At 60.2% G+C, this 24825-nt stretch carries 19 protein-coding genes and 1 pseudogene; 18 read left to right on the forward strand and 2 right to left on the reverse strand.

Annotated elements, in window-relative coordinates; all coding sequences use genetic code 11:
* Positions 1-194 precede the first annotated feature (194 nt).
* The 16 genes and pseudogenes from L6R21_05980 (at position 195) to L6R21_06055 (ending at position 17599) form a co-directional block, all read left to right on the forward strand.
* On the forward strand, positions 195-1397 hold the full coding sequence (locus L6R21_05980; protein MCK6558731.1) for a response regulator: 1203 nt from the start codon (positions 195-197) through the stop codon (positions 1395-1397).
* Between the two features lie 40 nt (positions 1398-1437).
* On the forward strand, positions 1438-1920 hold the full coding sequence (locus L6R21_05985; protein MCK6558732.1) for a hypothetical protein: 483 nt from the start codon (positions 1438-1440) through the stop codon (positions 1918-1920).
* A gap of 153 nt (positions 1921-2073) precedes the next feature.
* Entirely contained in the window at positions 2074-3435 is a 1362-nt protein-coding gene (locus tag L6R21_05990; protein MCK6558733.1) for a pyridoxal-phosphate dependent enzyme, read from the forward strand.
* A gap of 14 nt (positions 3436-3449) precedes the next feature.
* A complete protein-coding gene (locus tag L6R21_05995; GenBank protein MCK6558734.1) occupies positions 3450-3722 on the forward strand; it encodes a hypothetical protein in 273 nt (90 codons plus the stop codon).
* A gap of 239 nt (positions 3723-3961) precedes the next feature.
* Positions 3962-4489, forward strand: a complete 528-nt coding sequence (locus L6R21_06000; GenBank protein MCK6558735.1) for an NADH-quinone oxidoreductase subunit J — start codon at positions 3962-3964, stop codon at positions 4487-4489.
* 62 nt (positions 4490-4551) lie between these two features.
* Positions 4552-4851 carry an NADH-quinone oxidoreductase subunit NuoK gene (gene nuoK, locus L6R21_06005; GenBank protein ID MCK6558736.1) on the forward strand — a complete coding sequence of 100 codons (300 nt, stop codon included), beginning with the start codon at positions 4552-4554 and terminating at the stop codon, positions 4849-4851.
* On the forward strand, positions 4851-6803 hold the full coding sequence (nuoL, locus tag L6R21_06010; GenBank protein ID MCK6558737.1) for an NADH-quinone oxidoreductase subunit L: 1953 nt from the start codon (positions 4851-4853) through the stop codon (positions 6801-6803). The genes nuoK and nuoL overlap by 1 nt, the downstream gene beginning before the upstream one ends.
* 69 nt (positions 6804-6872) lie before the next feature.
* Positions 6873-8447 (forward strand): NADH-quinone oxidoreductase subunit M, encoded by a 1575-nt coding sequence (locus L6R21_06015; protein MCK6558738.1) that lies wholly within the window; start codon positions 6873-6875, stop codon positions 8445-8447.
* Positions 8448-8534: 87 nt separating this feature from the next.
* A complete protein-coding gene (locus L6R21_06020) occupies positions 8535-9998 on the forward strand; it encodes an NADH-quinone oxidoreductase subunit N (GenBank protein MCK6558739.1) in 1464 nt (487 codons plus the stop codon).
* 190 nt (positions 9999-10188) lie between these two features.
* Positions 10189-11736, forward strand: a complete 1548-nt coding sequence (locus L6R21_06025) for a leucyl aminopeptidase (protein ID MCK6558740.1) — start codon at positions 10189-10191, stop codon at positions 11734-11736.
* A 222-nt stretch (positions 11737-11958) separates the two neighbouring features.
* Positions 11959-12897: a D-glucuronyl C5-epimerase family protein gene (locus tag L6R21_06030; GenBank protein ID MCK6558741.1), complete on the forward strand. Its 939-nt coding sequence runs from the start codon at positions 11959-11961 to the stop codon at positions 12895-12897.
* Positions 12898-12916: 19 nt separating this feature from the next.
* Positions 12917-13627 carry a hypothetical protein gene (locus L6R21_06035; GenBank protein ID MCK6558742.1) on the forward strand — a complete coding sequence of 237 codons (711 nt, stop codon included), beginning with the start codon at positions 12917-12919 and terminating at the stop codon, positions 13625-13627.
* Complete coding sequence (locus L6R21_06040) at positions 13624-14553, forward strand: methionyl-tRNA formyltransferase (protein MCK6558743.1); 930 nt, start codon at positions 13624-13626, stop codon at positions 14551-14553. The genes L6R21_06035 and L6R21_06040 overlap by 4 nt, the downstream gene beginning before the upstream one ends.
* Positions 14554-14736: 183 nt before the next feature.
* Positions 14737-15741, forward strand: a complete 1005-nt coding sequence (locus tag L6R21_06045) for a GDP-mannose 4,6-dehydratase (protein MCK6558744.1) — start codon at positions 14737-14739, stop codon at positions 15739-15741.
* Between the two features lie 115 nt (positions 15742-15856).
* Positions 15857-16348: pseudogene (locus tag L6R21_06050) on the forward strand (N-acetyltransferase).
* Between the two features lie 207 nt (positions 16349-16555).
* Positions 16556-17599, forward strand: a complete 1044-nt coding sequence (locus L6R21_06055; protein MCK6558745.1) for a DegT/DnrJ/EryC1/StrS family aminotransferase — start codon at positions 16556-16558, stop codon at positions 17597-17599.
* Positions 17600-18107: 508 nt separating this feature from the next.
* Here L6R21_06055 and L6R21_06060 read toward each other — a convergent pair.
* Positions 18108-18425, reverse strand: coding sequence for a DUF2442 domain-containing protein (locus tag L6R21_06060; GenBank protein ID MCK6558746.1), 318 nt, complete (start codon positions 18423-18425; stop codon positions 18108-18110).
* Positions 18406-18642: a DUF4160 domain-containing protein gene (locus L6R21_06065; GenBank protein ID MCK6558747.1), complete on the reverse strand. Its 237-nt coding sequence runs from the start codon at positions 18640-18642 to the stop codon at positions 18406-18408. Before L6R21_06065 ends, L6R21_06060 begins: the two co-directional genes overlap by 20 nt.
* A 310-nt stretch (positions 18643-18952) precedes the next feature.
* On the opposite strand from L6R21_06065, the gene L6R21_06070 reads away from it, so the two are divergent.
* Together L6R21_06070 and L6R21_06075 are read left to right on the forward strand one after the other, a co-directional pair.
* A complete protein-coding gene (locus tag L6R21_06070) occupies positions 18953-20173 on the forward strand; it encodes a DUF1015 family protein (protein ID MCK6558748.1) in 1221 nt (406 codons plus the stop codon).
* 126 nt (positions 20174-20299) lie between these two features.
* The gene (locus tag L6R21_06075) at positions 20300-24007 is read left to right on the forward strand and encodes a DUF4038 domain-containing protein (GenBank protein ID MCK6558749.1); all 3708 of its coding nucleotides are present in this window, start codon (positions 20300-20302) and stop codon (positions 24005-24007) included.
* Positions 24008-24825: the final 818 nt, after the last annotated feature.

Below are 24825 nucleotides of genomic sequence, written 5' to 3' on the forward strand. Positions count from 1 at the left end.
GTGATGCCTCTGCTGTACCAGTCGCTACCCGCTGCCCAACCCGCGTTCGCCCGAGGAGTTGCCGGTGAGCGCGCGGGTGGCACCACCCCGAGGTCTTGCCCGCACAGCAGCCCCTGCTGGAGATTTTGAAGCGTTTGCCGAATTGCGGCACCGCAGGAATCGCGGCCGCACCCTATGGATAAATTCACGTCATCATGGATCGAAAACGAATACTGATCAATGAGAAAGAGCCGCACGAGGTCGCGGATCTGCGCAAGGCATTGGTGGCCACCGGCTATGACGTGCGCATCGCGGAAAGCTCGGCGCAAACGCTGGAGCTGATCGAGGGCTTCAAGCCCAATCTGCTCATCTCCGAAGTGCGCATGCCGGTGATGGACGGCCCGCATCTGCTGCAGGAAGTGCGCAACCGGCCGGCAACCCAGGCGCTGCTCTTTGTGATGATCGGCAAACTGCGCACGGTCGAAGAGCGGGTCAATATACTGAAACTGCCGATCGACGATTATCTGCAGAAGCCGCTCGACATCGACGAGGCGGTGGTGCGCATCGACAATCTCATCAAAGAAATCGAGCTGCTCTCGGCCTCTTCGCAGCCGCGCTGGCGCGGCTTCAACGGCCATTTGAGTGAGATGAACCTGGTGGATCTGCTGCAGACCATCGAAGTCGGCAAGAAGACCTGCGTGCTCAAGCTGCGTGCGCATGAGAAGGAAGGCCAGGTCTTCGTCACCGAAGGCCAGGTCATCGATGCCGAGTTGGGCGGCCTGGAGGCGCGGCAGGCGCTGCTGCGCATGTTTACGTGGAGCGACGGCACGTTTCAAGTAGAGCTGCGGCCGCACGAGCGCACTCGCATGCTCACCATTGCCAACCGCGATTTGATTTCGGAAGGCCTGACCCGGCAGCACCGCTGGCGGCAATTGACCGCGCAACTGCCGCCGCTGCACGCCCAGGTCATGCTCGCGCCCGCCGCCGCTCCGCCGGCGAATGAGGAAGAGCAAGCCTTGTTCAACCTACTGGAAAACGGCGCGGTCAAACGCCTGCTGGAGTTGGTGGAAGAAAACCCGGCCGATGACCTGCGCACGCTCACGGTTTTCAAGAAGCTTCTTGAGCGCGGCGCCATTCAGGCTGTGCAAACCGCCAGCGCCAACAAAAACGGCGAATCAACGCAGTGGCTCAAACGCCTACAAGATGAAGTGCAAACCCGCAGCGCCGCACCGGTGGACTCCCTGTTCAAAGCCGTCATCAGACCGGTGGAGGAAGCACCGCAGCCGCACGAACGGCGGCGCGCCGACCGGCGCCAGCAGGCCGGCCGCCGGCAATATGACCGCCGCAACGGCCTTTTGCGCAAGCTCTACCTCAACAAAAGCGAGCTGCTCATGATTCGCGAGAAATTGTCGCACTGACCCTGCCGGAGGCAGGCGTGCCACCCATTCCAGGAAACCCATGCGCATCGGCGAAATCGTCATCATCGGCCCCAACGCCAACGAAAAACAGCGTTTTTTGGCCGCCCTCTCGGATGATCTGGCACTGACCACCCCGGATTTCAGCTTCGGGCGGCTCACCATTAACAACCAGCTCTTGCTGCATCTGTATGGCATCACCCTTCATCCGGACGCCAAGCCGCTCTCCTGGGATTTGCTCGGCGCCAAGATGTTGGGCTGCATCGTTCTCTTCTCCTGGCAGGATTTGGCTTCCTTCGAGCTGGTCAAACCGGTGATCGATCATCTCACCACGCACTTCCGCACCGCCGTCGTGGTTGCGGCTCATCTCAACAACGAAAGCATGCCGGATTCGGAATTGTTTCACAACGGCGGCATCGCGCTGACGCCGGAGGGCAAGTTTGCCTTTTGCGATGTTGACGACGTCGAAAGCGCCCGGCGCGTGCTGCTGTCCTTGATCGATCTTTTGATTGACCGGATCGATTGAGTCCCGCAGCCGCCGGCTGCGCCTTTTCTCCGCTCGGCAGGCCGCAACGCACGGCCGTCCCAGTTTTTTTGACTGCGGCGGCTTTTTTTATTCTCGGCCGTTGTGTATATTGCGCCCTCGTTTTTGGCGTTGAAAGAAATCGGGAGACTCGCCGTGAACGTTTACAACAGCATCACCGAGGCCATCGGGCAAACGCCGCTCATTCGTCTGCAGCGGGTGACCGCGGGCCTCAAGTGCAAAGTCTACGCGAAAATCGAATACCTCAATCCCGGCGGCAGCATCAATGACCGCACGGCCTTGCGGATTCTGGAAAGCGCGGAGAAAATTGGAAAGATCAAGCCGGGCGGCACCATCGTCGAAGCCACCAATGGCAATGCCGGCGGCGGCCTGGCGATGCTGGCGGCGGCCAAGGGTTACCGCGCCATCTTCACCGTGCCCGACAAAACCAGTCAGGAAAAAGTGCGCATGCTCAAGGCGTTCGGCGCGGAAGTGATCGTATGCCCGACCGCCGTACCCGCGCATTCGCCGGAAAGCACGTTGGCTGTGGCGGAAAAGATCGCCAAAGAAACGCCGAGTGCCCTGTTCGCCAATCACTACGCCAATCCCGAAAACCCCGAGACGCACTATGCCACCACCGGCCCGGAAATTTGGGAGCAAACCAACGGCAAGGTGAGCGTGTTTGTGTGCGGCATCGGCAGCGGCGGCACCATCTCCGGCGTCGGTCGTTTCCTGAAAGAAAAAAAGCCGGATATCAAGATCGTGGGCGTCGATCCGGTCGGCTCGATCCTGCGCGACTATTTCTATTCGCGCCAGCTTTCCGCCAGCCAGCCTTATCTTGTGGAAGGCATCGGCAAAGACTCGATTCCCGCGACTTTGAATTTTGATTATGTCGATGAAATCCTGCCGGTCGGCGACAAAGAGTCGTTTGTGATGGCGCGGCGGCTGGCGCGCGAGGAGGGCCTGCTGGTGGGCGGCTCTTCCGGCAGTGCCGCGGTGGTGGCCCTGCGGCTGGCGCAGGAGCTGGCGGCCGATCAGCAAGTCGTCACCATCTTCCCGGACACCGGCTTGTATTATCTCTCGAAATTCTATTCCGATGAATGGATGAAAGAAAACCGCTTCTTCGATTTCGACAAGGCGTTGGTGCATCATTTGTTGGATTCGAAGAGCCGCAATCTGCCGGCGCTGTTGAGCGTGCCGCCGGACTTGACCGTGCGCGAAGCGCTGCAACGCATGGAAGAGCACAACGTTTCGCAGATGCCCGTCATCGAAGCCGGCATGAGCATCGGCAGCCTGGACGAGAGCACGCTGCTCGGCCGCGTGCTGGAAGAAGCCGCGCTGCTGGATGAACACGTGCGCAGCGTGATGGAGGCCAGCCTGCCGGTGGTGCATCATGATGACACGCTCGAACACGCCAAGTATCTGCTGGCGCGCGGCTATCCCGGCATTTTGGTGCAGGAGCAGGGCCAGCTCATCGGGATCATCACCAAGTATGATTTGATCAATTTCATTGCCTGAACGAGGCTGACACCATGCCTACCTCCTCTGCGGGCGACGGCCCCCGCGGTTTCACCTTCGCCGAGAAGTGGATCATCTGGAGCGTGTTCTGCCTGCTGCTGGCGCTGAGCACGAGCCTGTGGCTGTTGCCCGCGCTGCTGCTGCTCTCCTGGAGCGGCGCCAAAATGCGCGGGCTTTTTTCGCAGCGCGCGGCCTGGCCCCGCTATGGCGCGCCGCTGTTGGCGTTGATCATCGCAGCGGGATTGCTGTGGTGGGCCGCGCGCGGGAAAATCCCCTTGACTTTTTAGGCAAAGAGTTTATATTGCCAAACGTTTTGAATAAATCTCTGCGAATATTGTTGTTGTCAAACGCGACGCTGTGACGATGTTGGCTGTGGGAGCCGAAGACTCTTGTGCAAGAAGATTTGACCAACGTGCTGGTCTTGTAAGCAGAACGCGATCATCCGACATCCGTTTCCGACTCCCCGCAAAAGCCCCCGGTTTCTGAGGAAGCAGTCCCCCATTCAAACAATCTGATCAACATTATTGTGCAGCCGATTCTCTTCTATACGTTCGCAGTCATGGCGGTGGCCTCGGCGGTGGCGATGGTGTTGCATCGCAACCCGGTGTACAGCGCCATTTTTTTGATTGCGACCCTGTTTTCTCTGGCCGGCTTCTTCGTGTTGCTGAATGCGCCGTTTGTGGCTGCCGTTCATATCATCGTCTATGCCGGCGCCATCATGGTCCTGTTCCTTTTCGTGATCATGCTGCTCAATTTGAAGCGCGACCCGGCGCGTGAAGCGGGCAAGATCACGCGGCGCTTTCTCGGCACGGCGCTGGTGGTGGTGTTGCTGCTGGAAGTGAGCGCGCTGATCGGCGCAGCCTACTTCCTGTCCGGCAATGGCGGCAGCGGTGAGAATGCCCTGGTCGGCTTGGAGAGCGGTGTCAGCGGCAGCACGCCCAACATCGGGCGGGCGTTGTTTACCACTTACTTGCTGCCGTTCGAAGTCGCCTCGGTGCTGCTGCTCGTCGCCATGGTTGGCGCGGTGGTGCTGGCCAAGCGCAAATTCAACTAACGGCCGGCTTCCGGCCGCGGCCGGGAATCACGACGACACCTCCCGGCCAGGAAGAGCTCAACATGCCCCTTGCCCACTATCTCATTCTCAGCGCGATCCTGTTTGCCATTGGCGTTGCCGGCGTGTTGCTGCGGCGCAACGCCATTGTCATTTTTATGTCGATCGAATTGATGCTCAACGCCGTCAACGTGACCTTTGTCGCCTTTGCGGCGCACCACGGCAGCCTCGAAGGCCAGATCTTCGTCTTCTTCGTGATGGTGGTGGCGGCCGCGGAAGTCGCGGTCGGGCTGGCGCTGATGGTTGCCATCTTCCGCCTGCGCGCAACCGTGTTTGTGGATGAACTGAACTTGATGAAATGGTGATGCAAGACTACCTTTGGCTGATCCCGTTCTTCCCGCTGCTGGGGTTCATCGTGAACGGCCTGCTGGGCCGGCAGCTCGGTGAAAAGGGCGTCGGAATGCTCGGCGCCGGCGTGGTGCTCGCCAGTTTCCTCACCGCGGTTTTCATTTTCTTCGATCTCATTGCCCTGGCCCCGGACGCCCGCCTGATGACCCAGTCTCTCTATCAATGGATGGGCACCGGCGCGTTTGACATCGCCATCGGCTTTCGCATCGATCCGCTCTCGCTCACCATGGTGTTGGTGGTGACGGGCGTGGGCTTTCTTATTCACGTGTATTCCATCGGCTACATGCACGGTGATCGCGGGTTCGGCCGCTATTTCGCGTTCTTGAACCTGTTCACCTTTGCCATGCTGCTGCTGGTGATGGGCAACAACTTCCTGGTGATGTTCATCGGCTGGGAGGGCGTCGGCCTGTGTTCCTATCTTTTGATCGGTTTCTACTACGACCAGATTTTTGACAAGACCACCGGCATGACCTGCGCCCAGGCCGGCAGCAAGGCCTTCATCGTCAACCGCATCGGCGATTTCGGTTTTCTGCTCGCCATGTTTCTCATCTTCGCCACCTTCGGCTCGCTGGATTACGACCAAGTCTTCACGCTGGCGGGCAAGGGTGTAAGCGCTACCGGCGAGGCGCTGTCGCTGGGCCTCCTCACCGCCATTTGCCTGCTGCTCTTTGTCGGCGCCACCGGCAAGTCCGCGCAAATTCCCCTGTACGTCTGGCTGCCCGATGCCATGGCCGGCCCCACGCCGGTTTCGGCTTTGATTCATGCCGCCACCATGGTGACGGCCGGCGTTTACATGGTGGCGCGCTGCAGCGTCCTGTTCGCGCAATCTCCCGTCGCGCTCGAGGTGGTGGCCGTTATCGGCGTGGCAACCGCGGCCTTCGCCGGCACCATGGCGCTCGCCGCCACCGACATCAAAAAAGTGCTGGCCTACTCGACCGTGAGCCAGTTGGGCTACATGTTTCTCGCCTGCGGCGTGGGCGCGTTTGGCGCCGGAATCTTTCACCTCGTCACCCATGCCTTTTTCAAGGCGCTGCTCTTTCTGGGCGCCGGCAGCGTGATGCACGCCCTCAGCGGCGAAACCAACATCATGAAGATGGGCGGCCTCAAGAAGCATCTGCCGGTCACCCATGTCACCTTCCTGATTGCCGGCCTCGCCATCGCCGGCATTCCCGGTTTCTCCGGATTCTTTTCCAAGGATGAGATTCTGTGGAAGACGTTCAGCAGCGCCCACGGCTCAGTGGTGCTCTATCTCATCGCCCTGGCCACCGCCGGTCTCACCGCCTTCTACATGTTTCGCCTGATCTATCTCACTTTTTACGGCAGCGACCGTGTTGACCCCGAAGTCATGAACCACGTGCACGAATCTCCCAAGCTCATGACCGTGCCGTTGATGGTGCTGGCCGTGCTGGCGGTGATCGGCGGGTACATCGGCATTCCGCACGTGTTCAATCAAATCGAGCATTTTCTCGAGCCGGTGTTTACGCGCTATCGCGCGGCGGAAGCGCATGCCGAGGGCGCGCTCTCCACGGAATTGCTGCTGATGGCGACCTCGGTGGCGGTGGCGCTGGCCGGCATTGCGCTGGCGCGGCGGATGTACGTGCAGCAACCGGCGCTGGCCGACCGCGTGGCGGCGCGTTTTCGCGTGCTGCACACGCTGCTCAGCCGCAAATACTACGTCGACGAGATCTATGACGCCCTGTTCGTGCGGCCGCTGCAGCGCGTCTCGGACGGCTTTCTGTGGAAGATTTTCGATGTCAAGGGCATCGACGGCTTCGTGAATTTTCTGCCGCGCGTGTTTGCCGCTGCCGCCTCCGGGTTGCGGCGCTGGCAGACCGGCATCGTGCAAAACTACGCGGTTTCCATCATGATCGGCCTGATCCTGGTGTTGGGTTATTTGTTGATCAAGTAGCGGCTGATGCCGCCCGGCGGCGGCCGTTGCGGCGCCACCATTCACCCTGGGACGTACCAGCATTTACCTATGTTCGATAATCTGCCCATCCTCTCGCTTCTGATCTTTTTGCCGCTCGCCGGTGCGTTGCTCGTCAGCCTGACGCCGCGGCAGCAAACCGGCCTGATGCGCGGCCTCACGCTCGGCGTCACCCTGCTCGTTTTTGTGATCAGCCTGCCCTTGTTTTTCAGTTTCGACAGCAGCCGCATTGCGTTCCAATTCGAGGAACGGTTGGAGTGGATCCCCGCGATGCGCGCGACCTATCACCTCGGCGTGGACGGCATCAGCCTGCTGATGGTTCTGCTCACCACTTTCCTTTCGCCCCTGGTGATTCTCTCCTCCTGGAACGACATCAAAACCAGCGTCAAAGGCTATCTCGTCTCCATGCTGATGCTGGAAGCCGGCATGATCGGCGTGTTCGTCGCGCTCGATTTGCTGCTCTTCTACGTCTTCTGGGAAGTGATGCTGATTCCGATGTATTTCATCATCGGTGTGTGGGGCGGGCAGCGCAAGATCTACGCCGCCGTGAAGTTCTTCATCTACACCATGGTCGGCAGTTTGTTGATGCTCGTCGCCATTCTCTTCATCTACTTCTACTACGGCAAAGTGACGGGCACCCTCACTTTTGATTACGTGCAAATTCGCGAGCTGCTGTTTCCGGAAAACTATCAGGTCTGGCTGTTCCTGGCCTTCGGGCTTTCCTTTGCGATCAAAGTGCCGATGTTTCCCTTTCACACCTGGCTGCCCGATGCCCACGTCGAGGCGCCCACCGCCGGCTCGGTGATTCTGGCGGGTGTGCTGCTGAAAATGGGAACTTACGGCTTTCTGCGTTTTTGCCTGCCGCTTTTTCCCAATGCCTCGCTGCAATTCACGCCGTTGCTCTCCGTGCTCGCGATCATCGGCATCATCTATGGCGCCTGGGTGGCGATGGTGCAGCCGGATGTCAAAAAGCTGGTGGCCTATTCCTCCGTGAGCCACCTCGGCTTCGTCATGCTCGGCATCTTCACCTTCACCCAGCAGGGCTTGCAGGGCGGCTTGATTCAGATGGTCAATCACGGCCTGTCCACCGGCGCGCTGTTCTTGATCGTCGGCATGCTCTACGAGCGCCGCCACACCCGCGCCATCGCGGACTTTGGTGGTTTGGCGCGCCAGCTCCCGATCCTCACCACCTTCTTCATGATCGCCACGCTGGCTTCCATCGGCCTGCCCGGTTTGAACGGCTTTGTCGGCGAATTCCTGGTTTTGCTCGGCACGTTTCTCACCAACAAAGTCTATGCGGCCTTTGCCGCTACCGGCGTGATTTTCGCGGCAGTCTACATGTTGTGGATGTTTCAGCGGGTGATGTTCGGCAAGCTCGACAAGGAGGAGAACCGCAACCTCGTCGACCTGTCGAAACGGGAAATCGCGGTGCTGGTACCGGTGACCGCGATGATGGTGCTGATCGGCGTGTGGGCCCAGCCATTCCTGGGCAGAATGGAAACCTCGGTGGACGCCTTGATTCGCACGGTGCATTATCGCGCCGCCAAAGTGAACGATGCTCCCGGCCTGGCCCCGCTCGATTTGGGTTGGACCAAAGAGCCGCCGGCGGCAGTGGCCGGGGAATGAAGCCGGAGGCGCGTGCCACACCCCGTCCGGCTGGCGGGTGAATGTTTGACGTTGGACTTGAAAGACGGCCTAATTTCTCAACCTACGATGACAGATACCTTGACGCTCTCCCAGATTGCTTATCACTTCGCGCCGACGCTGACGCTGGTCGTGGTCGGGCTGCTGGTGCTGATACTCGGCATGCTGTTTCCGCGCATGTATCGCGAGACGCTGGCGGCGGTGGTGCTGTTCGGCTTCGGCATCGCGGTGTTCTATGCGGTGCAAAACTGGAGCGAGTCCGTGCGCCTGTTTCACGGCATGATCATCGTCGACAAATTCTCCAACGGTTTTGCCTGCCTGTTCGTGATTGCCGCCGGTCTCACCCTGCTGCTTTCGATCAACGCCCTGGAAAACACTTCACTGCTGGTGAGTGAATTCTTCGCGCTCATCATCTTCGCCACCGTGGGCATGCTGTTGATGGCCGCCAGTGCGCATCTGCTCACGCTTTTCCTGGGTCTGGAGTTGCTTTCGGTCTCCCTGTACATTCTGGCCGGCTTCCGGCGCAACGACAAGTACAGCATCGAAGCCTCATTCAAGTATTTTCTTTTGGGCGCTTTCGCCAGCGGCTTTCTGCTCTACGGCATTGCCTTGATCTACGGCAGCGTCGGCAGCGCCAGCCTCACGGCGCTGGCAGAAGCGGTGAAAGCGCGCGACCTGCTCGACACGCCCCTGCTCACCGCCGGTTTGGCCTTGATGGCGGTGGGCTTCGGCTTCAAGATCGCACTCGCGCCCTTTCACGCCTGGGCGCCGGATGTTTATCAGGGCGCGCCCACGCCGATTGCGGCCTTCATGGCTACCGGCTCCAAAGCCGCGGCCTTTGCCGCCCTGCTGCGCGTCGTGCTCGCCTCCGGCATGATGACCCAAGCCGTCTGGCAGCAGATCTTCTGGGTGCTGGCGGTAATCACCATGACGGTCGGCAACATTGTGGCGTTGCGCCAGGACAACATCAAACGGCTGCTGGCCTATTCTTCGATTGCCCATGCCGGTTACATTCTCGTCGGCGTCATCGCCAACAATGAGCTGGGCAGCTCCGCGGTGCTGTATTACCTGCTGAGTTACACGTTCATGAATATCGGCGCGTTCGGCGTGGTGGCGTTCCTCTCCAAAACCGAGGACGAGCTGGTCAATCTCAATGACTACCGCGGCTTGGCGTTTCGCCGGCCGTTCGCCGCAGTGGCCATGGCGATTTTCATGTTCTCGCTCGCCGGCATTCCGATTACCGCGGGCTTCATGAGCAAGTTCTATGTGTTCTCGGCCGCGGTGCAATCGGGCTTTCTTTGGCTCGTCATCCTGGGCGTGATCAACTCGATGATCAGCCTTTACTACTATCTCGGCGTGGTGGTGGTGATGTTCATGCAAAAGTCCGAAACCGCGGGCGAGGAGTTGGCGCTCGAGCGGCTGCCGGCCGTGGGGCTGGCTTTGATCATCGCCGTTTTTGGCACACTGCAGCTCGGCATTGCGCCGGCACGCTGGATGGAAGCCTTTCAAGATTTGGCGCGTTCGGTGATGTAAGTCCGCGATTGGCTCTGAGGCGGAAGCAGAGGAGAAGGCGCGGTCAGCTTTCTCCTTTTTTATTTGGGGAGGACGAAATCGGCCGTGAACTCTTTTGCTCTTGGAAGAGTCAAATTCTTGACAATGTCTCCGCACAACTTGCGCATTGGCAACAGCACTTTCATCTCATGGCAAACACAACGGAGGAGTCATGGAAATTACGATCAAGATCAGTGCCCCCGAAGCCGTGCCCTGCGCGGCTTTGCTGCTCATGGTGCCGCCGGTCACCGGCCCCAACGCCGGCCGCCCCTTGAATCTCCCGCTGCCTGCGCGGTATCTGCCCGCCGTGCAGCAGCGCTGCCAGAGCGGCGATTTTCGCGGCCGCGCCGATGAGATCAACTGGCTGTACCCGGAGGAAGCGCCGGCACAGCGGCTGCTATTGGCCGGTTACGGCTGGCGCGACGGCGAGGCCGAAGAGCCCAAGTCCGTTCCGCATCTGCAACAAGTGATCGCCAACGCGGTCGCCGCCTGCCGCAAGCTCAGTGTGCCGGAATTGTGCGTGCCGGTCGCCGGGGGCCTTGCGGATCAGTTCGGCATGCGCCAAGCCGGCCAACTGATCAGCGAAGCCGCGATTCTGGCGAATTATCGCTTCACCAAATACAAATCCAAACCGGCCGGCAACGACCAGCCGCTGCGCAGCCTGACGCTGGTGATCGAGAATGCCGCCGCCAAAGCCGAACTCGAAGCAGGCGTGAAACGCGGCGGCCTGCTCGCGGCCTGGACCGCCTTTGCGCGCGACCTCCAGAATCTGCCGGCCAACGCGCTCACGCCCGAGCTGTTTGCGCAGATGGCACAAATGAAAGCCGCCGAGTCCGGCCTGAGCTGCCGCGTCTTCGATGAAAATATGATTCGCGAGCTGCGCATGGGCGCGTTGCTGGGCGTGGCGCAGGGCAGCAGCAATCCCCCGCGCTTTCTCGTGCTCGAAACGCGCGGACCCGATGACACCGACACGATCGTGCTCATCGGCAAGGGCATCACCTTTGACAGCGGCGGCTTGTCGATCAAATCCGCGGAGTCGATGGAGAAGATGAAGTACGACATGTCCGGCGCGGCGGCGGCGCTGGCCGCCGCGTGCTGTCTGGCGCAATTGCCGGAGCGGCCGCATCTCGTCTGCCTGCTGCCGCTGGCGGAAAACATGCCGAGCGGCCACGCCTTGCGGCCGGGCGACGTGCTGACGGCCTGCAACGGCAAAACCATCGAGGTCGCAGACACTGATGCCGAAGGCCGTCTCATTCTGGCGGAGGCGCTGGCCTATGCCGGCCGCTTTAAGCCGCGCGCAGTGATCGATCTCGCCACGCTTACCGGCGCAGTCTTCGCGGCGCTCGGCGAGGTTGCCGCGGGGTTGATTTCCAACGACAGCGAACTGGCCGGCCGGATCAAGCAGGCGGCGGCGCTCACCGGCGAACGCGTCTGGGAGTTGCCGCTCTATTCCGAATACCTGCGCAATCTGGAGAGTGAGATTGCGGACATTCGCAATTATCCCGCCAAGAAAGTCGGCGCCGGCGCCAGCCACGGCGCGGCTTTTCTCAGCGCGTTTGTGAACGGCTATGCCTGGGCGCATCTCGACATTGCGGCGGTGGCAGTGCAGCAACGCAACACTCCGCTTTGCCCTTCAACTGCCACCGGCTGGGGCGTGCGTCTCCTGGTGCAGATGTGCAGCGAATGGCAGGCCGAGCGGCAGTCCGCTGCGCGGCGCTGAACCGATGGTTGGGAGAATCGGGTGAAGCACCGGGCCACATGCCGGGTGCTTCACCCGCTCCTTGCCGGATGATGGACACTCGTCGTTGCCTCCACCCTCTCCAACCTGCTGTGTGCCGCCGCTGCGGTATTTGCAGGCGCTCGCCCGATTTTCTGCTGCGCCGTCCGCGCAATTGCTCCTGCTTGATTTTGAGGCTGTCGCCGCTTATTTTGGCCTTTCAGAATGAACGCCTTCACCACAATCCCCGCGGCTTCCGGCACGAAGCTCGCGCTCGCCTACCCCTTCCGCTTTGCTGCCACGGAGGATTTTTCCGATTATCGCCGTGACGAAACGGGGGTGCCCACGGTCTACTATGCGCATCTGCAGCGCTGGGTCTACAATCCCATCACCATCTCCCAGTTCGGTTTGCATCAGCTCTTTCGCTTCGACCGCGAGGGCGACGTGCGCGCAGCGTTGCAGGCGCAGACCATGGCGGACTGGCTGGCCGAGAATCAGGAAGAATGGCGGCCGGGCATTGGCGCGTGGGTCTTTCGCTTTGATCTGCTTTTCTATGGTCCCCGCCAGCCGTGGATTTCAGCGCTGGCGCAGGGCCAGGCGATTTCACTACTGCTGCGCGCCGCGCAGTTGGCCAATACCGCAAAATACGAAGAGGCCTGTCGCCGGGCGGTGCGGGCGTTCCATCATTCCGTGGCGGAGGGCGGCGTGGTACAACATTTCCCCGATGGCAGCCCGGTGTTCGAAGAATACCCGACCGTCGAGCCCTCGCTCGTGCTCAACGGCCATCTCTTTGCCATGCTCGGCCTGCATGATTACGCCGAATATTTCGGCGACCCCGCGGCGGCTGCTCTCTTTGCTCAATGCCTGGCAGGTCTCAAGGCCAATCTGGCGCGCTACGATACGGGCTATTGGAACCATTACGATCTCCATCGCAGCGCGCGGCTGACCTCCGCGGACTACGTGCGCATTCATGTGCAATTGCTCAACATTCTTGCCGGCCTCAGCGGTGAGGCTTTCCTGGCCGAAACCGCGCAGCGCTGGCAGGGTTACCTGGACAGTCCCTGGTGCCGTGCTCGGTTCTGGGCCGGCAAAGTTGTCGAGAAGGTGCGGCTGCGGCTGAACAACTACCTGCCGCCGCCGCGTGCGCTGCGCCAACCTGAATGATCTGATCGGCGGGTGTGCTTTGCCTGAGTCGGCCGCAAAATCGCAAACGATCTACCTCACGCTGGATACCGACTGGTGTCACGCAGAAGTTCTGCGCGCGGCGCTGCAACTCTTCCGCGAGCATGATTTGCCGGCCACGATTTTCACCACCGGTGAGTATGCCGCGCTGTCCGCGCTTGACGACGGCCGCTGGGAAATCGGCTTGCATCCCAACTGCAGCGAGGTGACGCTGGCGGAATGCGTGAGCCGGATCGCGGCGCTGCGCCGGCTTCATCCCCGGGCCTTGGGCATTGCGAGCCACGCCATGGTGTGCAGCACGCCGCTGCTCGATTTGTTCCGGCACTGCGGCTTCCGCTATGATCGCAATCTCTTGTGTTACCGGGTGGCGGAGATGAAGCCGTTCCTGCATCACAATGGCCTGCTGCGGCTGCCGGTCTTTTGGGAGGATGACATCTGGTTCACGGTCGAAGCGGGCGCGCGCTTCAGCGCCGCCTGGCTGCCGGCCGGCGGTTATCGCTGCATTTTCAATTTTCATCCGATTCATTTGTATCTCAACACGACATCGCGGGCGCATTATCTCGCGGCCAAGCCGCTGCAGCACGATCCGGAGCAACTCGCCCGGCACGCGGCCGGCGGCTACGGTGCGCGTTCCGTGTTTCTCGATCTCGCCGCCTGCATACAGCGGCATCAGCTTGCCACCGGTTTGTTGCAGGACTTTCTGACCGCATGAGCATCGTATTCTTCGGCACCACGGACACGGGCCATCACTGTCTCGCACAAATCCTGCGCGCCGGCTTGCCCGTCAGCGGCATGGTCACCGGCTTGCCCGAGTTCGAGATTTCCTATGCGCCGGGCAAAGTCCAAAACCTGCGCCATCGTTCGTTTCAAGATCTGGCCGAGGCTTTCAGCATTCCGCAGCTCACGTTTCAACGCAAGTTCGATGAAGCAATTCTGCGGACCTTGCGGCAGTGGCAGCCGCAGTTGTTGGTGGTGATCGGCTGGTATCATCTCATACCTGCAAGCGTGCGGGCGCTGGCGCCGCTGGGCGCGGTTGGCGTGCACTGGTCGTTGCTGCCGAAGTATCGCGGCGGCTCGCCGCTGGTGTGGGCGATGCTGCAGGGCGAGGCGGAGACCGGCGCCTCGCTGTTCTATTTGGCAGATAAGGTCGATACCGGCCGCATTGTCGCGCAGGAGGCGGTGGCGATCGGCGCGGATGATGACGTGCGACAAATGATTTCCAAGCTCAACTTGCTTTCAGGCCGGCTCGTGGTTGAACACCTGCCGCGCGTTTTGCAGGGCAGCGCGAGTTCGTGGCCGCAAGATGAAGCCGCCGCCACCTATTTCCGGCCGCGCGCGCCGGCTGACGGCGAAATTGACTGGCGCTGGCCGGCACAGCGCCTCTATGATTTCATTCGCGCGCAAACCCTACCTTATCCCTGCGCCTTCACGTTTCACCGCGGCCAGCGCGTGCGCCTCGTCAAAGCCACGCTCTCGCCGCGCCGCGGTGCACATACTGCCGTGCGCGCCGGCGACGGCCGGTGGCTCGGCCTGGAAACCATTCTGGCAGAAGAGGAAACAGAAGTGAGAAACGCGCGCGATTTTTTTGGCGAAGATGAAATCGTTTTCGAAAATCCGCAGGCTGCGCAACTGAGCTGAGGGCGATCAGGCCGGTGCATAGAACAAACGCAGAATCGCATCACGCGGGTTTTGTGACAGAATAATCGGGCAGCCCACTGCTGAGAATTTCGCCCGTGCCTCATTTCGTCAAAGGTCTGGTTGAGGCAGTTCGAAGGGCTTTGGTTTTCAACTGATTTGAGAAGGCGCTGGTAGATTTCCACCATGCAAACATCCTGTTCCATCAAGAGCAAAGCCATTCTCGTAACCGGTGGCGCCGGTTTCATCGGCAGTCACTTGGTCGATGCCCTGCTGGCCGGCGGCGCCGCTGCCGTGGTCGCGGTTGACAATCTTTTCCTCGGCAGCCTGGAGAATTTGACGCAGGCGCGGCAGTCCTCGCGGTTTCATTTCTACCGGGAAGATGCCGCGGAACTCTCCGCGCTCGATCATCTCATCACCAAACATCGCGTCGAGGTGGTTTTCAATCTCGCCACCAAGGCGCTGCTGTACAGTTTCACCAATCCGGAAGGCGCCTATCTGGTGAATGTCGAGATCATGGCGACGCTGCTCTATCTGCAGCGCAAGGGCGCCTTTCAGACGTTGATTCATTGTTCGTCCTCGGAAGCGTACGGCAGCGCGCAAACGTTTCCGATGGATGAGAGCCACCCGTACGCGCCGGCCACGCCCTATGCCGCCGGCAAGGCCGCGGCGGATTTGATGGCGCTCAGCTACGCGCACACGTTCGGCGCCGATCTCGCCATCATCCGGCCCTTCAACAATTACGGTCCGCGGCAGAATTGCGATCGCGGCCTGGAAGCGGTGATTCCACTGACTGCGGCACGCCTGCTGCGCGGCGAGCAACCGGTGATCTACGGCGACGGTTTGCAGACGCGCGACTTCATTTTCGTGGCCGACACCGTGGCCGGCTTGATTGCCGCCTATGAGATTCCGGCGGCGCGCGGCCAGGTTATGAACCTGGCCTCGGGACGCGAGATCAGCATTGCCGAGGTGATGCGTGGCATTTGTGAGTATTTTGGCTATGACGGACCCATCGAATACCGGCCCGCGCGGCCGGCAGACGTGCGCCGCCATCGCGGTGACATTCGTCGCGCGCAGGAATTGCTGGGCTTCGCGCCCGCCGTCAGTTTCGAGGAAGGGTTGCGCCACACGCTGGATTGGTACACCCACGTGCAGCCGCAAGAACGTGCGTTGGCAACGCATGCCGAGTGAAGACGGTGGGATTGGCGCGGCACGGCAAGCTGCAACCACGGCTGCAATGGTCTGTTTGAAATTGAATCATCGTCCCCGATAAGGCTCCCCACTCCCTGAGGCAGGAAGAGAGACCATGAAAAATGTGACCCCGAAAGACGTGTTCATCCATGAAACCGCGGTTGTTTCCGCTCACGCCACCATCGGCGAGGGCACCAAAATCTGGCATTATGTGCATGTGCGCGAAGGCGCGAAAATCGGCAAGCACTGCGTGCTCGGCAAGGACGTTTATGTCGATCACTATGTCACCATCGGCGACGGCGTCAAGATTCAAAATGGTGTCTCGGTTTATCACGGCGTGACGTTGCAGGACGAGGTCTTCGTCGGCCCCAATGCCGTGTTCACCAACGACCTGCTGCCGCGCTCGCATCACACCACCTGGCGCGTGGTGGAAACAGTGGTGGAAAAGGGCGCTTCCATCGGCGCCAATGCCACGATCGTGTGCGGCGTACGTTTGGGGGAATACTGCATGATCGGCGCCGGTACCGTGGTGCTGAAGAACGTGCCGCCGCATGCGCTGGTGGTGGGCAATCCCGGCCGCCTCATCGGCTACGTGTGCGCCTGCGGCCATCATTTGCATCGCGACTATCACATCGCCAACACCAATCTCTTTCAATTCGTCTGCGTCTCCTGCAAGCGCGCCTATGCCCTGCCTGGCCTGGGTGAGCAGCGGCCGGAGGTGTTGCGCACCGGCGTGGACGGCATTCGCTTCGTGCACCACAATTTCGATGAGGACACCCACACGGCGGTGGCGAGCGTGCTGCAATCTGGTTGGGTGGCAGGCTGCGGCAGCGAATCCGCGCGTTTCGAGAAGAAGCTGGCGGAACTGTCACACTGCGAGCATGCGGTGGCGATGAACAGTTGCACCTCGGCTCTGTTCGCGGCGCTGCTCGCGCTGGAGATCGGCCCCGGCGACGAAGTGCTGGTGGCGGATTTTTCCTTTCCCGCCTCCGGCATGGCAGTCAGGCACGCCGGCGCCCAGCCGCGCTTCGTCGATGTTCGCCTCGACACTTACAACCTCGATTTGGACAAGCTCGAAGCGCTGCGCACGGCCAACACCAGGGCGGTGATGGTGGTGCACACCTTCGGCCAGATGGCACCGATGCGCGAGTTGCAGACTTGGTGCCGGGCGCGCGGCTTGGCGCTCATCGAAGACGCGGCCTGCGCCATCGGCGCGAACCACGGCGGCGTGGCGCCCGGCGAATGCGCCGACCTGGCCTGCTATTCTTTTCACGGCCGCAAGATCATCACCACCGGCGAAGGCGGCGCCGTGGTCACCAACAACGCCGCGCTGTACCGCCGGCTGCGGGAAATTTCCTCGCTCGGCGTCGACGCTTCGGACAAATACAAAGCCGGCGGACCGCTGCGCTATCGGTTTCATCACCTCGGCTACAACTTCAGAATGAGTGACATCAATTGCGCCATCGGGTTGCAGCAACTGCGCCATTTGCCCGCGCTGCTCGAACGCCGCCAGGAGTTTGCCGCGCTCTACCGTGAACGGCTGGCCGGCATTGCGGAATTGACGCCGCCGTATGCCGATCCCGATGCCTTTCACACTTACCAAGCTTTTGTCTGCCGGGTGAAAGAAGAAAGGCTGCGTGATCATTTGATGGCGGAGCTGAAGAAGCAAAATATTCACACCACCATCGGCACCTACGCGCAGCATAGCGAGCCGGTGTTCGCTTCGCAAGAAATTTGCCCCAACTCCCGGCAGCTTTATGAGACGACGCTGGCCCTGCCGTTTCATTCGTTTTTGGGAAAGGCGCAGGTGGAGTATGTGGCGGAGCAGGTGAAGCGCGCCGTTGCCGAGCGGGATTAGGCCATCGGGCGCTCAAAGTCAGAATAAAATTCCAAGAGATTCTTGACCACAAAGCAACCGCTTGCGCCGCGGAGAGCGCAGAGTTTCAAGATCGAGAGAGTCCTTCTCGGCGGTCTCCGCGTCTCGGCGGTGAGTTGTTGAGTTGATTGACACGGGAGTGTGCCCCAATCTTCACAAGATCCTTGCTGGATGACAACTGGATGACAGTGGTGGTGGATACCTCGTGCGAGACAACAGTGTACGAAGGGGGATTATCGCTGCCCGCGGGCTTCAGGTTTCAGCTTGTCTGATGCCTGGCGTAGGAGTTTGACTCGCTGAAATTGCAGGCAGCGCTTGGCCCTCAATGCGCGCCAAAGCAAAAGAGCCAATCACGCGAGGCAAGACCAATTTCGGAACACGGGTTCACCAGCAGGGGACTGCTCGAAGGAGAAAAGGGGGATTCGCGCCGTGCATGAGGCGAGGCGGCGATCACATTGGGAACTTGTGACCGGCCATCTGCTTCTGCCGCCTACTGCGCGATGCTTTCCTGCAATTGCCCAGGAGTTTCTTCCGTTTCATCAAATGGCAGTTGAAAGTTTCCAGCAACAACACCGGGAACTGTGATATCTTCATCCAAGGTTTCCCATCGTAACGCAAATCCATTCAATCGGAGAGTCACTTCTTGCAATTGCTCATCTGTTGCGTTCTTTAAGATCCGAAAACGATTCGCTGGAAAACCGATAATGCGTCCATCTGTAAGTTCGATATAGATGATTCGCCCTTCTGCCCACGCTCTTATGGCGGTTGGCTCAACACCAATTCCTGTTTCAACGGTGGTGGTGCTCATAATACTTTCCCATCAAAAGTTCACGATGCTGAAAAACGAGTTTTTCCATTCTCCGGATGATATGGGGCGCAACACCCTTATTCCGAGCAAGTCGGACAGGCGCTAGCCAAAATTTGCATTCACCATCGGGTGTCGCCACATGAATGTGAGGTGGCTCATTGCGTTCGTCAGAATAAAAATGAAATCGAAATGAGCCGATAATGAAAACTGTTGGTATTGTTTTGGTGATCAGAAGGCATTCGTCAGCTCAGCGGCTACTCACGCAGGCAAAGATAATGCAGAAACTATGACAATGCAAACTGTTTCTCTTTCTGGCGCATACCGGGCGCATGCGGCGGGCACCGGCAGCGCGCGTCTTTGGTCAATGCCCAGATGTTGAATTCACCTTAATCAGTCTGTTCTGTGATGATGCGCCTACTCGAGTCTATTCCGACAATCATGGACTGTGCGAAATTCCCGCTCCAATTCACCTCAATACTTCATTTTCATGTGGGGCCAAACACCGATCAACAGGAGTTCCAGCAAGCATGGCTCTTATTCGTCCTGCGACGATGTTCCTGCCCCGGCCGGAGCTCGCGGCGCGGCTGGCGTGCCCACCTTATGATGTCGTCACGACTGCCGAGGCGCAGCGCCTGGCGCAGGGCAATCCCCTGAGTTTCCTGCGCGTGGTGCGCGCGGAAATCGATTTGCCGGAGGATACGCCGCTCGATGATGAGCGTGTCTATCGCTGCGCCCGCGAGAATTTCTTGAGTTTCATCAAAGCCGGTTGGCTGTATGCCAGCGCTGGCCCGCGTCTGTTCCTCTATCGCCTGCAAACGGCGGCGCACGCCCAAACCGGAGTGGTGGCGTGTTGCAGCGTGGACGAATATGACCGCGGTCTCATATGCAAACATGAAAACACCCGGCCGGACAAGGAGAATGACCGGGTGCAACACATGCTCGCGCTGGCGGCGCACGCGGAGGCCGTCCTGATCGCCTATCGCGGCCGCGCTGAAATCGCGGCGCTGGTGGCGGCCGAGTGCCGCGCACAACCGTTGCTGGATTTTCATGCGGATGACGGCGTGCAGCACACACTCTGGCAGGCGCGCCAGCCGGAGGCGCTGGTGCAGGCATTCGCAGACGTGCCGCGGCTCTACATCGCTGATGGCCATCACCGCTCGGCCGGCGCCAGCCGGGTCCGCAGCCGGTTGCGTGAACACAATGCCGGGCACACCGGCAACGAAGAATACAATTTCCTTCCCGCCACCCTGTTTCCCGAGGATCAGCTTCGCATCCTGCCCTACAATCGCGTGCTGCGCGGCTTGTCGAACTGGCAGCCGCACGAGTTTCTGCAGCAATTGCGCCGTGACTTTTTGTTAACCGGCAGCGCCGCGCCCTCGCCTTTGCGCAAAGGCGAGATCAGCTTGTATGTTAATGGCAACTGGCATGGGCTGACTCTCAAACCAGCCACCGCGGCCGCGCCCACCGCCGGACTTGACGTCACCCGGCTGCAGGAACAAATTCTCGCGCCCTATTTCGGCATTCACGATCAGCGCACGGACGCACGCATCGACTTCGTCGGCGGCGTGCGCGGTGTCGCGGCGCTGCAGCAGATGGTCGATTCCGGCGCGGCACAGATGGCCATCAGCATGCACGCCACCAGTCTCGAAGAATTGCTGGCGGTCTCCGACGCCGGCGCGCTGATGCCGCCGAAATCGACGTGGTTCGAGCCTAAGCTGCGCTCGGGGCTGTTCGTGCATCCGTTCTGATCGTTGCGCCAGGCACACAGGCAGATGATTGCTGCCGGCTCCTGCTTGCGCGGAAGGCGGTTGCCCGCGAGGCACCCACTCCAGTTGTCATCGACCTTCGTGCAGAATTCAGGCAGGAGAAAAGGCATGTTCCGTTTGCTCATTGCAGGCGCCGTGGCCGTACTGGCAACGGCCGCGAGCCTCCCCGGCCAAGACGCCGTTTTCAACGATGATTTCAGTCAGCCGAACCTCGCCGGCTCAAAGTGGGTGTTCGGCCGGCATGCGGGCAATCTCTCCGCCGTCGAGAATGGTGCGTTGCATCTGCGCTCCACCGGTCGCACCAGCGGCTGGATTCACACCGCTCAAAAATTCTCCCTGCAAAACAAAATCGTTCAGGTAAAAGTCGTGCAACCCAACGGCGACGGCGCGCTCGGCATCTCGCCGACGGCGAATCGTGCAGCCGCCACCGGCTTCTCGGAAGAACCGAACAGCTATCGCTTCTACACCTACCGCGCTTCACCCAACGCGCCCTACAAACTCTATGTGCGTTGGAGCAAGAATCGCGAAGCAGGCGGCCGGGAGGTTGCGGAAGAAGTGACGCTCTCCGGGCCGTGCTATTTGCGGCTGCGCCTCACCGCCGAGACGATTCACTTCGAATACTCGTTTGACGGAGAAACGTGGGCCACCGCTTATGCCGAAATCTTTGCGCTGCCCAATCTCAAGCCCGCGGATCAATACTATGTCGAACTGGCGGCAGATTACACCGAAGTCAACGGCGAGTGGGTGGTCGATGATTTCAAGATACAACCCGTCGGCGCTGCCGCAACCGTGCGTGAGCAAATCGTGTTGGACGACCCTCTGCAAAACAGAACCCAGGGCACGCGCACCGGCGGGCAATTCACCGGCAGCGGCTGGAAAGTCACCGGCCCGGAAGACATGATTGTCTATGATCTCGGCAGATATATCGAAAACGGCGCGTTCACCGTTCAACTCAACAATTTCAAACCAGCCGAGCAAAACGCTTTCGAGCGCCATCACGTGCTGAGCATGTTCCGCAATCCCTGGGGTGATCACAACATCGTTGAAAATGTCGAAACGTTGTGGGATTTGCACACCGGCTTCAACTACAAGCCCGGCGTCAAAATGCTCTCCTTCACCGACAATGCCAATGAGCAGAGCACGATTGTGTGGGATGATTGGGAGCTGGAGCGAACCTACCACGTCACCGTGATCTGGCAGGGGCGGCAGTTGCAATATTTTCGCAACGGCCGGCTCGCGGCCACCCACACCCATGCCGGCCTGCTGCAATTGCGCTATCTCTTTCTCGGCCGCGATTGCACGGTGAGCGGTGATTTTCAAACCAATTTCAAAGGCAATCAATACCCGGCGATGATCGGGCCGGTTTATTCCAACCTGGTGGTGAAGGAGTTTTTGCCGGAGGCCGGCGCTGCACCGCTGGTGCTGGATGAGATCGTCACGCAAAGCCTCTACGCCAACGCCGCACGGCTGCGCTGGTCCACGAATGTGCCGGCCGTCGGTTATGTCGAGTATGGCACAACGCCGGCATATGACCGGCAAACGCCGATTCTCGGACCGCCGGCAATCTCTTTCACCACCACTTTGGCCGGACTCGCGCCCAATCAAGTTTATCATTACCGCCTCATTGCACTCGATGCATCGGGCAACCGTGCGGTATCGGCCGATCAGACCTTCACCACTTCCACGGGCGGCCTCTTTCTTTTCAAGCCGAGTGCGGATGCCACGGTGGAGGCCTCGGGCATTTTCGGTGTGACGCGCGAACTCGGCAACTATGGCGCGGTGAATCTGCTGGCTGGCAGTGGCTGGGAAAGTTACTTGCGCTTCGAGGTGACGGGCGTGACCGGTGAGATTGCGGCTGCCGTGCTGCGGCTGCACGGCCGGCAAGCGGGCCGGAGCGGCGGCAACTTGCACGTGCTGCAACAGCCGTGGAGTGAGAAAGAAGTCACCTGGCTGTCGAAGCCGGCGGTCACGACACCGTCGATCGGCCGCTTGCCTGCCGTGCAAGCCGGGCAATGGCACGCTTTCGATCTTGCTGGGGTGATCAACGGGAACGGCACGTTCGATCTGGCATTGATCGGCGCGGGAGAAAAGCCCGTGTCGTTCGATTCGCGTGAGTCCCTCAATTCCCAACCGGAGTTGATCGTGGCGACTGCCGCGGCCACTTCCGGCACTGCGCCGGTGATCAGCAACCTCAGCAGCACACTGCTCTCACCCACTTCGGCGCTCGTCCGTTGGGAGACGGCCGCGCCGGCCAGCGCGCAGATCGAGTTCGGTTTGGATTTGGAGTACGCCAACAAAACCGCCGAAGAGAACGACTTCAGCCGCCGGCACTTCATCACACTCAGCGATTTGGCCCCATCGAAAAAATACTATTTACGCGCCTGCGCGCGTGACGTGCAGGGCCGGGTGAGAGAGACCAAAGAATTCACGCTGACCACGCCACCGGACAGCGCCGGCCAGGTTGCGTTGTATGAGGTGTACGATCTCTATCTCACCGCGGCAAGCGCCGGCGAAAATCCCTATCGCGACGGTCCGGAAGTAACGGTCACTTTCACCGGTGTTTCTGGAGAAGCGCAGGGCAAGACGATCACGGTCGCAGGCTTTTGGGACGGCGATCGCACTTTTGCCGCGCGTTTCGCGCCGACCGCGGCCGGGAAATGGGCGTGGCTTGCGAAGTCGAGTGACGCCGGCCTCAACGGCAGGCAGGGGCAGTTGTATTGCCGCGGCACGCTCCCGGCCGCGCATGTTTCCAGTCGCGGCCATGTGCTGCCGGCGGCCACTGCGCCGCGCACGCTGGCGCACAGTGACGGCACGCCCTTCTTTTTGGTGGGTGATCTGCAAACCTCGTTTCGCGCGCCCGCCCTGGCAAGCCGGCAGGACTTTCAGAGGTATGTTGAAATGCGCGCGGCCCAGGGCTTCAATTTCTTGCACGGCATGGGTTATGTGTCTGCGGTTGCGATCGGCAAAGATAATCGTCTCGAGTCCGCTTTTGATGGAGATGACTGGAATCGCCTGAATCCCACTTTCTGGCAGAACCTCGATCAACGTGTGGCGTTGTTGAATGCGCGCGGCCTGGTGGCGGGACTGCCGTTGTGGCCGCTGGAAATGCAAACCGCCTCGCCCGAACAGGTGACGCGTTTCGTGCGCTATCTGGTGAATCGCTACGCCGCCTGCAATGTCGTCTGGGTGACGGCGCTCACCGCCGAGGCGGAGGCCTCCACCACCGGCCAGGCAGCCCTGGCAGCGCTGCTGGCAGCCAATGATCCTTACCATCATCCTTTTGTGAAATTGGCAACGGAATCCGATCTGGAGTTGCCGGCGACAGCGGGCAAGGCCACGCAGCCGCAGTTGCGGGCGGTGTTCGACAGCGCGGAAGCGCGCGATGATGCCGGCGTGCACCGCGCCGTGTGGCAGACGGTGATGGCAGGCGGATTTTGTGTCTATCAGGATCGCGCGGCGATTGACAAGCTGCCGGCGGCCGCTGACGGCGCGCCCAGCCACGTGATGGCGAGGTTGCGTGATTTCTGGACCAACGACAGTCACTACGAAATTCGCTGGTGGGAATTCACGCGGTTTGCCGCGCTTGGCAATGGCCGCTGGCTCGCCGGCAATCCCGGCGTCGAGTATGTGATCTATGCTGAGAACAGCGGCGGTTTCAAAGTTGAACTCCCCGAGGCCAGCGGCCAAATTCAAGGCCAGTGGTTCAACACCAAAACCGGTTTGTGGAGCGCGGTTTTCTCCGGCGCCGGCGGCGCAGCGGTGGCTTTGAAACCGCCGGCAGAGGAGTGTGTGGCGTACATCTCGGTGAAGAGGTAGGTTGACAATGTCAAGTTAATCCTCACGCTCCCTTGATGGTCATGCTGGAAACATCCTTTTCAGCATACTGCACAGTCGTTGAAATCGCTGCGACTCAGCAGTTGCTGAAACGGACTCATCCTGAGTGACACGTTTGGCAGGTGAATCCGTTGGGTTGACCTTGTCAAGGTTGTCGGTTTTCTTTTGCTGCGGACGAGTTCTTGGACAGGATTCACGGGATTTACTGGATAGCAGGCAAATCCTTTGAATCGTGTTAGTCCCGTCAATAGGTGCAGATGCGTCCGCAAAAAGTGGTCGCGATCATGCCGGGTCGCGGCCTGCGATGCCAACGGGCGGCAGAGGACTGCTCTGCCGCCCGTTTTTTGTGCCGAGGCAAGCGCCGGCCGTGTGACGCCGGTGTGTTGCCGTGTTTTCTATTGCAGCTTGGACAGACGAACAGTATATTTCGCGGCAATCAACACTACCACGTTAAGTACACTGGCTTCTCCAGAAGGCCAGCTTGACCCCGACGGGGTCACATGTGATAGCCCACGGGCAGCGCCCTGAGAACCGACAAGATCCGTCGCGCCTGGCCCTGCAGGGGCGGCATTTCTGAGCTGGCGCTGGGGCGCCATGTTGGGGCTTGGTGATCTCTCATGGTTACCGATTTTCCAGGGCGTTGCCCTGCGCTTCTACCTTTCGCCCCTTGGGGGCTGTTTGTCTGTGCACTAGAATTCGGCTCAACGTTGCTAATCAAACCGCGCGAGAACGCACCCGCAGTAGCTCGCTTCTCCGCGAATTCGTTTCCCAGATAGAAATCCAACAAACCATAAGAGCAT

It is taken from the genome of bacterium (assembly GCA_023150945.1).
GTDB lineage: Bacteria > Zhuqueibacterota > Zhuqueibacteria > Zhuqueibacterales > Zhuqueibacteraceae > Coneutiohabitans.